Here is a 13,796-nt window from a genome sequence, read left to right on the forward strand (position 1 = left end):
TTACGACAAATTTCTGCTATTTATGATAAGCTCCACCATTTCCGTTTTTTTACTTCTTCTGGTTCAAAAAGTATAAACGGCTCATTTGTAATGATGTTTTTATTATTCTGCAATAGCATATCGACGGAGTCTAACTCGTTCTTTTTCTCTAAATAAGCTAAGCCTGCTTCAAATAGAAATGGTCTTGTCGATAAATTATGAACATCTGACCCGTACGTATGGACTAGATTTGCACGGACTAAATCGAGGGAGAGCTTTTGAATGGATTTACCAAAATGGCCTGCTAAGCTCCCTGCTGTAATCTGTGCTACAGCCCCTTCACGTATCAAACGTTCTAATCTTTCGGGCTTTTCTGCGATCCCCTTATTTCTTTCTGGATGCGCAATGATTGGCGTAATCCCTTCTAGCGCTAATGTATGTATGATATTTTTTGTATAGGCTGGAATGTGGCTTGAGGGTAATTCCAATAGTATATAGTTTGAGCTTGCTAGATTGTGGATTTGCCCAACTTGCATGAGGGACAAAAGCTTTTCATTTAAACGAACTTCATGCCCTGTGTAGAGGGTTAACGGAATGTTTCTATTAGTTAGTTCTAGTTGTAATTGCTCGATTTGCTCGCTAACCATGTCGAATTTTGCGTTATATTGAGGATGAAAACTATGAGAGGTGGAGATTAAATCAGTGATACCTTCTCTTGAAGCCTGTTCTAATAATAGAATGGATTCTTCTAGTGTTTTAGGGCCATCATCGACATTCCATAATACATGGCTATGCATATCTATCATTCTCTTATCCTCCCTTTCATATGTAAAGAAATGAGAGTAAAGGACACTCGTGTCTTTTACTCCTCGCTTCCGTAGTAATAATAGTAATAGTGACTATCTTCAATTTTAAAGTTGTTTAAAATAACACCAAGGACATTAGCCTTTGCTGCTTCTAATAGTTCTTTTGCTTTTAAGGCACTCTCTTTTTGAGATTTCCCCGTATTGATAACCAATACTGTTCCATCTGTTTTGTTCGAAACGATTTGAGCATCTGCTACTGATAGAATTGGTGGTGTATCAAATACTAGTAGATCATAGTCTTCTAATAAGCGAGTTTTAACAGCCTCCATATTTTTTGAAGCTAATAGTTCAGCAGGGTTTGGTGGAATTGGACCACTTGGCAAGATATATAGGTTTTCAATATCTGTTGGTTGTACCGCTTCATGAACTTCACATTGTCTAGTTAGAATACTAGATAGGCCATGTGTATTTCTGATTTTGAAGGTATGATGCGTAGTAGGTTTACGCATGTCCGCATCCACTAGTAGTACCTTCTTGCCCTCTTGAGAAAAGACTGCAGCAATATTGGATGCTGTAGTAGATTTTCCCTCTGAAGGTGATGCAGAAGTAACCAGAAGCGTTCGTAACTCTTGGTCTGGCATAGAGAAATTGATATTTGTTCGAATCGTACGATATTGCTCAGAGTTAATGGATTTTGGATTCGTTGCTACGACAATTTTACGTGCCATTGAGTTTGATTTTTTGTTCTTTTTCTTAAACATCCTTAGTTCCCCCTGCCTCTACGCGAAAGATTCGAAGTTGTAACTGGTTGATCGTCTGGTATTGGACTTACAATACCGATAATCGGCAGACCTAAAATGTCCTCAACATCTTGCTCAGATTTGATAGACGTATCTAAGTATTCTAAAAGGAAAGCTAATCCCAAACCAAGCATTAATCCAATTACTACCCCAATTGCAACATTAAGCATTTTATTTGGCTTTACCGGTGAAGGATTTTCACTAAGTACTGCTGGAGATAGAATATTCACATTGTCTACATTCATAAGTTCCCGAATTTCCTTTTGGAATACCTCAGCAGTCGTGTTCGCAATTTCTACAGCAATAGCTGGATTTTCGTCTTGTACGCTGACATTAACGACCTGTGAGTTATCTTGACTTGCCACTGTAATTTTATTTGTTAGCTCTGTCGGAGTTAGGTTTAAATCCAATGTATCAATTACTTTTGAAAGGATGGCTGGACTTTTAATAATGACATTGTAGGTATTGATCAGCTGTAAATTGGCCTGAATATCCTGAGTTTGAATAGCCTGTTGATCAGTAGATTCTTTGTTCACTAGAATTTGTGTCGATGCTTGGTAAATCGGTGTCAGTAAAAAGAAGCTGATTACCCCAGCAATCAAGGCAGCAATAATTGTAATGCTTACAATATGAACGAGTCGTTTCTTAATAATTTTGAATATATCTTGTAAGCTAATTGTTTCTTCCACTTGGTCATCTCCTCTTGACAATTGCAGCATCATTTTCATAATTTAAACAGAGTATATAAATTGCTTTTTTGGAATTTATAGGTAAAATTGACATATGAAAAATTCACTCTATTTGCTGTTAGTTATTTTGTTAGGATTTTTATTTCTTTCTTCTAGCCAAACCTACGAGGAGCAGTCACTGATCGAGAACCTAGAGCATTGGCTGCCAGACAAACCGATGGAAAGCTCCTTGGAGAGTATCCAGGTTTCGTATGGGAACGGGGTTATTTCCGTTGAAAGCCGCGGCTATTATAAGTTCATCGAATTTTTTATAAGAAAGGGTGCACATTTTGTTTTATTTGGATTAGTGGGACTTACTTGGTTTTTATTATTGAGTAAATGGAAACCAGTTCGCAGGTTCACTTTTTCTATCCTTTTAACTTTCATTTGTGCTTGTTTAGACGAATATCATCAATCCATCACCGGTGGTAGAACACCATCATTCCGAGATGTCAGGCTCGATATGGCCGGTGCCTTCTTTTTTATAGGTAGCTATGCTGCTGTTCGTTGGTTGCTTGGCAAGATGAAAAAAATAGGAAAACATAGTTTTAGTTAGAGGAAAGCATTCGTTCTACGCTTTCCTTTTTATAATGCGCCTTTTACTTGGCTTAGGATATTATCCCGACGAGCTTGCTTCATCGCTTCGTATTCCGTTCTAAAGCTTTGTGCATGTGACTTATCGAAGCCGTTTGACACTAGGTCTTTTTCAATAATACCGACGATAGTATTAAAAGTTGCATCTGTACTCGCTTCAAGTCCATTAGCAGCCGCCATGTATTTGTTATAGAAATAACCGATACTGATACTTTCACCATTTGCTTTTTTCGTAGAATACTCGGCTTTTGCGTTCTCAATAAGTCCATTGATTCGTGAATTTGCCTGAGCCTCTAAAGCTTCTAATGAGGGCGTATACTTCGCTTTAATCGACTTTACTGTTGGTTTTTCTGTAGTAGCAGGGGCTGTTGGGTTTGTCGATGAACCCGTCCCTGTACTTGCTTGGTCATTTGACGAATTGCCGTTATTTTGAGTAGCTGTTTCTGCGTTTCCTGAGTTTGAAGACGATGACGTATTCGGGTTTTGCGAAGTAGCATCCGAATTAGATACAAGCTCCCCAGAAACCTCCTCTAAAATATTGCCATCCTTATCTACTGTTATTTCCTTACCATCTGGTAGTTCAATAACATAGTTGTCTTCAATCAGTTCATCTACCTTTTCATCAGCAATATCATAGGTTTTAAACTTAAACTCGTATAGCGCATACCCACCACCGAGCACTGCCAGAAGAACGATAACTAGCGATACATAAAGCAACCATTTCTTCTTTTTCTTACGTATCTTTCTTTTTCTCTTCTTTTCCATAAGGAGTCTCTTCCTCCATTAGCAAAACTTGGTAATGATGCATTATCATTGAAATTCCCCAGAACACCCTGTTCTGGGGAATTGATAGATTCAATACTTTTAGACTATCAAATTACGGTTGGATAGTAATAGCGTATTCTAATGAACTGCTATCATCGAAAGTAACTTTTAATGTAGCTGATTTTGCAAAAGAACCTGCGAAATAATCAGCAACTGATAAATCTCCAGCAATAGCATGTGTTAGTCCTGTAATCTCTGATAACGTATCAGCTACAACATTCGTAGTTAGAGATGATGATAGCTCTGTATAATAATTATCTTTAGTAATGTTCGCACTATTTAATTTCACATTTCCTACATATACTGAATCAATATTGTTAATATTAGCTTCTGTTAGGGATAACATTGTTGCTGCAACTTTTGATAGTACATTTTCTTTAAGAACATCACGACTTATACTATTTTTAATAGTTGCTAATTTTGTATCTACTTGGCTTTTTGAATCATCATTAATAACAATAGGGTCTTTAAAATCTACACTAGTATTACTACCATTAGTTGCAACTGTACCATCAGCTTTTTTCACTGTTGGGGTACCCGGTGTGATAACAGCGATGTTTGTATATGTTTGTCCAAATCCGTTATACAATGCATTTACTAGACTAGTAGCATCCGTTTTAGCTGATTCTGCATTTATTGTATCAGTAGACGGTGGTAGACCAGGTACCCCTGGATTTGGTGTTTCAGGAGTTGGTTCAAATGGTTTTTCATTTCCATTTGCATCTTTTGTCACTAATTCTTTAATTTGATCTTTGACCTGCTCGTAGTTAGAGATTACCTCTTTAACGTCTTTGCCTTCTGGTAAAACTAGTTTCCCAATGCTTGATGTAGCATCAAGTGTTAGTTTAGTAGTTGCTGAAACTGCAACTTCTTTTGCCTCAACACCTGTTAGGCTTACTGTTAATTTATCTGCAATTGTTAGTTTGTCAGCTTTTACGTTGTTTACTTTTACATTATTTCCGCTGATTGTTACTTCTGGAATCGAATAGCCACCCGCATCAAATGTTGCATTTCCAGCAACTAATGTAAGGCTTGCAATTCCAAGGATTCTTTTTGAAGTAGGTGTTGCTGCTACTCTCTCTAAAGAAGCTAATGCTGCTGTTTGTTCAGCAAATTTAAAGTCGATTTTAGCACCTTTTAATGCAGCAGCGTTTGCAGCGTTAAATACTTTTGCTAAATCTCCTTCAATTGCATATGTACCTTTAGTCGTAACAATTTGACCATCTTTAATTTCTACAAATGCTTCTACTGCATTTTTCTCTCTTGCTTCTTCTGCTCTTACCACGAATGTTGCAAATTGACCACGAGTCACTTTAGAAGCAGCGCCGTATGTAGTTGGTGTTGTACCTACTGTTACACCATTTGCATAAAGGGCAGTAATTTGTTCTTTATAATCGTGGTTTAAAATATCCTTGAAAGGTGTTGTTGCATTCCCCGCTTCAAGTTCAAATGAATTTTTAATAATAACAGCCATTTGACCTCTCGATAAAGTTTTCGTAGTGCCAAAAGTACCATCTTCAAACCCTTTAATAATTCCAGCATTTGCTAATGCAGCAATCGAACCATAGTAGGGGTGTGTTTTGGGAACGTCTTTAAATTTTGGATCTGTTACATTTTCTGTATCTAAATCTAAAATGTTTGCTAAAATCAATGCTGCATGAGCACGATTTACCGCTTGCCCAGGTTTAAATGTATTATCCTCATAGCCCTTAACAATCCCGCGTTCTACCAATTGCATAATCGTAGTGTAGTGTGAATTACTTGAATCTAGATCTTTAAAGCTCACATTTGCCGCTTCAGTAGCTGTTGGTGCAATTGCAACTACTGATCCTGCTACCATCGCTGAAGCAAGTGCTACATTAAATAGTTTTTTACTAGTATTGTTTTTCAATGTCTATTTCCTCCTTATACGAAACCTCATAAAATTATACGTATAATAATACCATACAAAATTATGAAATATATACCTGTATTGTAATTCTTTTCAAGTATAATGTAATGAAATTCACTATCTTGTAAATTTTCATAGAAATTACACTTACAACCTCATTTTCCAAAAAATATAATTCCAATTATATACAATACACTATTTCTACCCCTTTTTACTATAAAAATTTGAAACTAATAGGCATTTTGGTATTAATCTATTTCTTTTATTACATAAACGATAGTTTTCCACTAGGATAATTGGCTATTTAAGGAGGGAGATTATTGGTAAATATGAGTTATGAAAGACTTTCGTAGAATTAAAAAAACTCCTTTGACAAATGTCAAAAGAGCTACAGCTTTGTATTTACTTTTCATTTAGATAAAAGCAATTCCTGAACCTTCCCGATCGGCATTGGCTTTCCATAATAATAGCACTGTGCTTCATCGCATTGCAGGCTGCATAGGTAATCGGCTTGTTCGATTGTTTCGACCCCTTCAGCGATGACTTCCAGGTTTAGTGTATGGGCTAGCTGGATAATGGCACTGATAATTTTGGCGTCGTTTTGGTCGGTTAGGATGTCATTGACAAAGGAACGATCGATTTTAAGTCGTTTGATCGGGAAGTTTTTTAGATAGCTTAGCGAGCTAAACCCTTTCCCGAAGTCATCGATGGCGATTTTTACGCCTAACTGATTTAGTTCCTTCATGATTGAGATGGCATTCGAGACATCCATGGCCATTGATTCTGTAATCTCTACCTCCAAAAGGCTCGCATCGATTTGGAAGTGTGTTATGGCTTCCTGGACACTTTCAACAATCGTATGACTTAAGAAATCCTGCGGTGAAAGATTGATGGCGATTTTCATCGGCGGGAGCCCACGATTTGCCCATTCTTTCAGCTGATGACAGGCCTTTTGTAAGACGAACTCTCCTAGAAGTGTCGCAATTCCCAATTCTTCGGCTAATGGGATGATGTCACCTGGAAGGATTAGTCCAAATTTCGGATGGTTCCAGCGAATTAGCGCTTCAAAGCCGATGATTTCCTTTGTACAAAGACTTACCTGTGGCTGATAAAACAGCTCGAGATGATTTTGTTCCATCGCATTCTTTAGCTCTTGTTCAAAGGTTAGTTTTTCAAAATAACGATGATCCATATCGGCGTCATGCATAACAAAATGATTTTTGCCATTCTCCTTTGCCTGGTACATGGCCGTATCCGCTCTTCGAATCAAGGAAATTTCACTTTCCCCTTTTTGATAAATGGAAATGCCAATGCTTGCACTCATCTGAAATTCATAGCTTTCGATTTCAAGACTATGCCTGAATACTTCAATCAGTCCCTCTGCCATGGCAGTTACCTCTTTGGCATCCTTAAAATCGTTTAGAATGATGGTAAATTCATCGCCACCCATACGGAAAAGCTCCGCATGATCTGGTAAGAAATCCTTTAACCGCTTGCTTAATTCGACAAGTACAAAGTCACCTTTGTCATACCCTAGTGTGTCATTTATGAATTTAAAGCGGTCCAAATCCAACAAAAATATTGCCAGATTCCCCTGCTCCGATTTTAAATGCTCGAGTTTTTCTTTTAACGTCTGATGAAAGCTTCGACGATTTGGAAGCTCTGTTAAATCATCATGATAGGCTAAGTAATTGAAGCGTTCCTTTATGTTATAGCGTTCGGTTACATCCTTGATTTGACCAAAGGCACCTGATATTTGCCCATTTTCGTTAATAAGCGGTATTCCATCCACCCAGGCAATGGTTTCCTTGCCGTTTTTTTCATTTGTAATCCACACTTCCACATCGGTTAGATCTTCTCCAGCCAGGACATCCTTTACATGAGCTCCTAAGCTACTAGTCCCCTCGATGAGATTGCCTTTTTCCCAGCCAGTCATTTCCTCGGCTTGTGTGTTGATTTCCGTAATCTTGCCTGTTTTATCTATTTCAATAATGCCGTTTTTAGAGGATTCGATAACAATCTGATTTAGAATATTGAGCCGTGCATTGGTTTCTCTTAGGCAGATTTCTCGCTCAATCGAATTAACTACAGAGTTTAACATGGTTAAAAGAAGTGGACTTTGAAAATCTATAAAGGTTGCAATCGAAATTGTCCCTCGTTTTGTTCCATTTGCTTCAAAGCTAAAGGGCACTGAATAGCAGGCATTGCCATAAAGGAATGGTTGAAAGTGTTGAGTTCCCACTACCTCAACCGGTTCATTTAACCGTAATGCCAGGTCTACTGTATTTGTCCCAACGATACTCTCAATAAACTTTGTACCAGGCTTTACACCAATAAGCTCCATCACCTGTTTAATCTCTGGATCACCTTGAATATCTAAAATCACGCAATTGTCATCCGTCACGATAAAAATAAACGGTAGCCCGTCCACCATCTGGAACAGCTGGTCGGCAAAAAAGCCTATCACATCAAACAGCTTTTGATAGTCAAATAATGTATCCTTTAGCTCCTGTGCACTAACATACTTATGCTCCGGAATCGCTTCAAGGTCTATTCCAAATGTCTCGCAGCGTTCATGTGACTCTTTTATATGGGGCGGTAGTGGCCTTTGCTGTCTATCCATGTAGTTAGCACTCCCTTCAAAACAAATGTTCAAACCGACGAACTATTGTTTGCATAATATTGTTAACATTATAACATAAATTACCTAATTATATTTATTTTTTTGAATGTTCTCTATTGTTTAGGACTAGTTTTTATCGAAAGAGGTTTCATGCGTTTGGAAGATTTACTATTTTTCCTTGGGAGTATATTTTTTTAATATTCCCTCCACAAATATATCCATAAATTGTTTGCTCTCCTCTTGAAGGTCAAAGCCTTTTCCAAAAGCAATCCAATCATACAGATTTCCGCGCATACACCGTGCAATCATCATCGAAAGCTGCTCATTATTTACTTCAGGCATTAACTCGCCACGCTCTACGGCGACCTTAATAAAATCGTTCAGAATTTTATAGACGCTACGATCCGTATTTGTAAAATAATGATTTTCAGATTCGATTAACCCGTTTGTATAAACACTTCTCATTAAATCTTTGCCCATTTCATGCTCTAAATATTGCATTTGCCCCTGAAATAATTTTAAAATTTTTTCTTTCAGCGATGCTTCCTCTGGTATGGTCTGTATAAACTCCTCATAAAACGTATCGATTTCGGTAAATTTCTCTAAAAAGATGCCGTATTTTGAATCAAAGTGATTATAAAAGGCACCTTTAGAGCTATTACTTTTTTGCACGATTTCGTCTACAGTTACTTGGTCGAATCCCTTTTTCTCGAATAGCTTTAATGCTGTCTCAAAAATTCGCTGCTTTGTTTGTTCTGCCTGTAATTGTCGACTTCCCTTCTTCATGGCTTAGCCTACCCCATTTCAAGTCATTAGTTCATTTGTTAAAACTATAGTCTATATTGCGACTATTTATCTACTTATAGGTAACTAATCTGAATTATCAGAATAGTATTGACATTCATTTTGCCGAGTTTTATTATTTAGACTATAGTCTATGAAATAACGTTTCGGGGATAATGATAACGTTTTCTTCATTGGGGGAGGAGGATAACGATGGACATTATTGGGGATAGAACGCTTCGTTCACTGTTCGAGGAGAAAGTAAGCCTGCATCCAGACAAAGTTTTTATCGCTTTTGAGGATGCACAGGGAAGTCAAACAACCAAAACCTATCGCGAATTTTATGACGAAGTACTAAAGCTGAGTAATGCCCTGTTAGATTTGGAGGTACATGCTGGGGATCATGTCACTATCCATTTACCAAACAATATCGAGTTTTTAACCACCTGGTTTGCACTAGCCCATATCGGAGCAATTATGGTTCCAACGAATATTTTGTCCAGCAGCGATGAAATGAATTACATCATCAACCATTCTGAATCTGTTTTGCTAATAACGGAGGAGGACCATGTTGAAAAGTTCCAAGGAATGCTGGACCAACTACCTACGATCCGACACATAGTTTTAACCCGCTTCAAGAATCACTCTACTACACTACTAAATTTCGATCATATAATCGAAAATGCTTCTACCGATACAAGCCGTTTCCCGAAAGTCTTAACGGAGGATGTAGTCGGTATGCTTTACACATCAGGTACTACTTCCAAACCAAAAGGCGTTCAAGTAACAAATGCAAATTATATTTTCACTGGCGAGTTAATGTCTAAATCCATTCAAGTAACCGAGGAGGACCGGATGTTTATCGTCCTGCCGCTGTTTCACGGTAATGCCCAATACTATTCGACAATGACAGCTCTAGTCACTGGCGGCAGTATTGCGCTAACAGAAAAATTTAGTGCCTCTCGCTACTTCAAACAGGCGAAACTCTTAGGTGCAACGGTTGGTTCCTTATTTGCCGCACCGCTGCGAATGATTTTAGCAAAGGACTATGATACATCAGTTCAGGAAAATCCAATCCGTTTAATCATGTTCGCACAATCCATAGCAGAGCATCAGCTAAATGAATTTGAGAATAAGTTTGATGTGAAGCTCTTGCAGCTGTATGGGATGACTGAAACGGTGGGCATTCCTTTGCTCAATCCATTAAATGGGGTTCGGAAAAATTTAAGCATCGGCCGGCCAAGCATCGGTTATGAGGTAAAGCTTATCGACGAAGATGGCAGTGATGTGGAACAAGGTGCTGTGGGTCAAATTGCGGTTAAAGGGATTCCTGGTCGTACGGTTATGAAGCGTTATTTTAAAAATGAAGAAGCCACTCGCGAAACGCTACAGGATGGATGGCTGCTGACCGGTGATAATGCCCGTGTCGGAGAGGATGGCTATTTCTATTTTGTCGACCGTGTAAAGGATATGATTAAACGCTCTGGTGAGAATGTTGCCGCACAGGAGGTTGAAAGCGTTTTAACTCAACATCTAGCCGTCTTTGAAAGTGCCGTTATCGGGGTGCCTGATGACATGCGCGATGAGGCGATTAAGGCTTATGTTATTTTGAATAAGGGGATGAGTGTGACAGAGGAGGCGCTGATCACGTTTTGTAAGGCTCGATTAGCCAAATTTAAGGTGCCTGACTCAATTGAATTCGTGGCAGAGTTCCCTCGTACACCAGTAGGCAAGATTCAAAAGCATATTCTTAGAAATTCTCTATCGATTAAATAATGCGAAAGTAGGTGTGCTCTATGAAAAAAGCAAAAATTTTATTGGCTAGTTTAGTAGGATCTATTATCGAATGGTACGACTTTTACTTGTATGGGACTGCAACAGGATTAGTTTTCTCCTCCCTCTTCTTCCCAAATCATGATCCAGCCGTATCGATTTTAATCGCCTTTGCCACATTTGGAGCCGGATATGCAGCAAGACCAATCGGAAGTATTATTTTCGGTCATATGGGAGATCGAATCGGACGAAAGGCTTCCCTTATGCTGACATTGATTGGGATGGGAGGAAGCTCGTTCCTAATCGGGCTATTGCCTACCTACGCGCAAATCGGAATAATCGCACCTGCTATGCTAGTAATCCTACGCTTATTGCAAGGGATTGCCCTTGGTGGTGAATGGGGTGGAGCCGTTCTTTTAGCAACAGAATCTGCCGGCAAAGGCATCCGTGGATTCTTCGGCTCTGTTCCACAATTAGGTGTTCCAATCGGACTCGTATTAGGGACTTTCAGTTTTACAATCATCAGTGCCCTAACAACAGAAGCCCAATTCATGGCTTGGGGCTGGCGTATTCCCTTCTTATTTAGTATCGTGCTAATCGTTATCGCCGTTTGGATTCGTAGCGGGATTGAAGAAACGCCAGAATTCCAAAGAAAGAAGGAGCAAGGCGAGCTCGAGAAGATACCTGTTGTCGCTGTATTTAAGTACAATGCCAAGGATATTTTCCGTTTAATCGGCTTAAAGCTGGGCGACGGCTTCTTCAATGTATTTTTAATGTCCTTTATCTTAGTGTACGCAACAACTTACTTGGACTACTCTCGCGACACTGCATTGCTAGGCTTAACCTTGAGCTGTGCGACAATGATTATTACGATTCCGCTTGTCGGCTACCTATCCGACTTTATCGGCCGTAAAATCATTTACACTGGCGGGCTGGTTGCCATGATTGTACTAACAATCCCATATTTCATGACCATCCCAATCAACACAACCTGGTTCTTCACAATGCAAATCGTATTACTAGGCTTTGTATGGGGTGCCATTTTCGCAACGCAAGGAACCCTTTTCTCCGAGCTATTCCCTGCCAACGTTCGCTACACAGGGCTATCACTCGGATACCAAATCGCTGCAGCCATCGTCGGCTTCGGTCCAATGATCTGGACCGCAATGGGCACAAGCTTCGGCGCCTCCCCCTTCGCATTCGGAGGCTTCATGATCGCCAGCCTAGTCGTATCATTGGTGCTAATTTTGTTCGCACCGGATACACGCGTGGTCTCACAGTATGATGATGACGTGGAGGATAAAGTGACGAGTTTGGATAATGAGGTGAAGGAAAAGACGGCGGTTGAGTTGAGTTAGAGAGTTTAGAAAGATTAGAGTGTTTGATAGCGCGCTGCGGTGTGGATGTATTGATTAGTGTTTGCGCCGCGGGATGGGATTTTTGTGGGTGGTGCACTCGTTGGAGTTGGGGCGGGGAGTGTACTAGTTCCGTTGGGGTTCGGTGGGCGGGAGTAAGTGCACTAGTTCTATCGGCATTCAGTGGATGGGAGGGAGTGCACCCTTCCAGTCGGGGTTCAGCGGACGGGAAGGCAACCATAGAAGCTCGGCTGTCGTTGAATTTGATTGGTGTCTTTCATTCGAGTGATGGAAGGCATTTTTTTGTGGAATGTGGTGGTTTTTGTAGGGAGGATGAAGTTATAAGTGGTTATTTAGTTTATGAAAGGGTTTTAGGGATACAGCTTCTTCCTGGATGCGTTTCATTCCTTATATGAAATGCATTTCGAATTACTTTTTCTTCCTGGATGCGTTTCATTCGTTCTATGAAATGCATCTCGAGTTACTTTTTCTTTCTAAATGCGTTTCATCCCCTTTATGAAATGCATCTCGTGCTACTTCTTCTTCCTTTACGCGTTTCATTCCCTTTATGAAATGCATTTCGAGTTACTTCTTCTTCCTTTATGCGTTTCATTCCTTCTATGAAATGCATTTCGAGCTACTTCTTCTTCCTTTACGCGTTTCATCCCCTTTATAAACGCATCTCGAGCTACCTCTTCTTCCTAAACAAGTTTCATCCCCTTTATGGAAACGCATCTCGAGTTACTTTTTCTTCCCTTACGCGTTTCATTCCTTTTATGAAACGCATCTCGAGTTACTTCTTCTTCCCTTACGCCTTTCATCCCCTTTATGAAATGCATTCCGAGCTACCGCTTCTTCCTTTATGCGTTTCATTCCTTCTATGAAACGCATCTCAAGCTACTTCTTCTTCCCTTACGAGTTTCATCCGTTCTATGAAACGCATCTCGAGTTACTTCTTCTTTCTAAACGCGTTTCATTCCCTTTATGAAATGCACCTCGTGCTACTTCTTCTTCCCTTACACGTTTCATTCCTTTTATGAAACGCATCTCGAGTTACTTCTTCTTCCCTTACGCCTTTCATCCCCTTTATGAAATGCATTCCGAGCTACCGCTTCTTCCTTTATGCGTTTCATTCCTTCTATGAAACGCATCTCAAGCTACTTCTTCTTCCCTTACGAGTTTCATCCGTTCTATGAAACGCATCTCGAGAGTTACTTCTTCTTTCTAAACGCGTTTCATCCCCTTTATGAAACGCATCTCGAGCTACCTCTTCTTCCCTTACGCGTTTCATCCCCTTTATGAAACGCATTCCGAGCTACCTCTTCTTCCTAAACAAGTTTCAGCCCCTTTATGAAATGCATCTCGTGCTACTTCTTCTTCCTTAATACGTTTCATCCCCCGTATCAAACGCATTTCGAACCATTCCTTCCTCCCCAACACGTTTCATCCACTCGATCAAACGCATCTCCCCCAACTACTACTACCAATTCGCTTTTCATCACGCACTCACTCTTCCGCAAAACAATAAAAACCCCTTCCAACACTAAAATGTACCCTATAAGATAGACACTTAAAAAAAGTCTCTCTTGTAGGGTACTTTTATTTATAATGAAAGAAATAATTAATGGAGCGGAAGAAA

The 13,796-nt window shown here is 39.6% G+C and carries 11 protein-coding genes; 3 read left to right on the forward strand and 8 right to left on the reverse strand.

Features of this window, described 5'->3' with window-relative positions:
* Nucleotides 1–20: 20 nt before the first annotated feature.
* The 3 genes from BJ095_RS16120 to BJ095_RS16130 are packed head-to-tail and all read right to left on the reverse strand — an operon-like array spanning nucleotide 21 to nucleotide 2,274.
* Nucleotides 21–785 (reverse strand): tyrosine-protein phosphatase, encoded by a 765-nt coding sequence (locus BJ095_RS16120; protein ID WP_107932875.1) that lies wholly within the window; start codon nucleotides 783–785, stop codon nucleotides 21–23.
* Nucleotides 786–841: 56 nt separating this feature from the next.
* Complete coding sequence (locus tag BJ095_RS16125; protein WP_107932873.1) at nucleotides 842–1,546, reverse strand: CpsD/CapB family tyrosine-protein kinase; 705 nt, start codon at nucleotides 1,544–1,546, stop codon at nucleotides 842–844.
* 2 nt (nucleotides 1,547–1,548) lie between these two features.
* Entirely contained in the window at nucleotides 1,549–2,274 is a 726-nt protein-coding gene (locus tag BJ095_RS16130) for a YveK family protein (protein WP_107932872.1), read from the reverse strand.
* Nucleotides 2,275–2,368: 94 nt separating this feature from the next.
* Between BJ095_RS16130 and BJ095_RS16135 the strand changes: the two genes are divergently transcribed.
* A complete protein-coding gene (locus tag BJ095_RS16135) occupies nucleotides 2,369–2,869 on the forward strand; it encodes a VanZ family protein (RefSeq protein WP_107932870.1) in 501 nt (166 codons plus the stop codon).
* Between the two features lie 29 nt (nucleotides 2,870–2,898).
* On the opposite strand, the gene BJ095_RS16140 is transcribed toward BJ095_RS16135, so the two are convergent.
* From BJ095_RS16140 to BJ095_RS16155, 4 genes are all read right to left on the reverse strand, one after another.
* Nucleotides 2,899–3,672: a hypothetical protein gene (locus BJ095_RS16140; protein ID WP_107932868.1), complete on the reverse strand. Its 774-nt coding sequence runs from the start codon at nucleotides 3,670–3,672 to the stop codon at nucleotides 2,899–2,901.
* Between the two features lie 112 nt (nucleotides 3,673–3,784).
* On the reverse strand, nucleotides 3,785–5,623 hold the full coding sequence (locus BJ095_RS16145; protein WP_107932867.1) for an S-layer homology domain-containing protein: 1,839 nt from the start codon (nucleotides 5,621–5,623) through the stop codon (nucleotides 3,785–3,787).
* Between the two features lie 409 nt (nucleotides 5,624–6,032).
* Nucleotides 6,033–8,246 carry an EAL domain-containing protein gene (locus tag BJ095_RS16150; protein WP_107932864.1) on the reverse strand — a complete coding sequence of 738 codons (2,214 nt, stop codon included), beginning with the start codon at nucleotides 8,244–8,246 and terminating at the stop codon, nucleotides 6,033–6,035.
* A gap of 168 nt (nucleotides 8,247–8,414) precedes the next feature.
* Nucleotides 8,415–9,032: a TetR/AcrR family transcriptional regulator gene (locus BJ095_RS16155; protein ID WP_107932862.1), complete on the reverse strand. Its 618-nt coding sequence runs from the start codon at nucleotides 9,030–9,032 to the stop codon at nucleotides 8,415–8,417.
* A 210-nt stretch (nucleotides 9,033–9,242) separates the two neighbouring features.
* Between BJ095_RS16155 and BJ095_RS16160 the strand changes: the two genes are divergently transcribed.
* Nucleotides 9,243–10,805 (forward strand): AMP-binding protein, encoded by a 1,563-nt coding sequence (locus tag BJ095_RS16160; RefSeq protein WP_107932860.1) that lies wholly within the window; start codon nucleotides 9,243–9,245, stop codon nucleotides 10,803–10,805.
* A gap of 20 nt (nucleotides 10,806–10,825) precedes the next feature.
* Nucleotides 10,826–12,160 (forward strand): MFS transporter, encoded by a 1,335-nt coding sequence (locus BJ095_RS16165; RefSeq protein WP_107932858.1) that lies wholly within the window; start codon nucleotides 10,826–10,828, stop codon nucleotides 12,158–12,160.
* A 1,135-nt stretch (nucleotides 12,161–13,295) separates the two neighbouring features.
* On the opposite strand, the gene BJ095_RS19130 is transcribed toward BJ095_RS16165, so the two are convergent.
* Nucleotides 13,296–13,448 carry a hypothetical protein gene (locus BJ095_RS19130; protein WP_181418102.1) on the reverse strand — a complete coding sequence of 51 codons (153 nt, stop codon included), beginning with the start codon at nucleotides 13,446–13,448 and terminating at the stop codon, nucleotides 13,296–13,298.
* Nucleotides 13,449–13,796 lie beyond the last annotated feature (348 nt).

Source organism: Ureibacillus chungkukjangi (assembly GCF_003217295.1).
GTDB lineage: Bacteria > Bacillota > Bacilli > Bacillales_A > Planococcaceae > Ureibacillus > Ureibacillus chungkukjangi.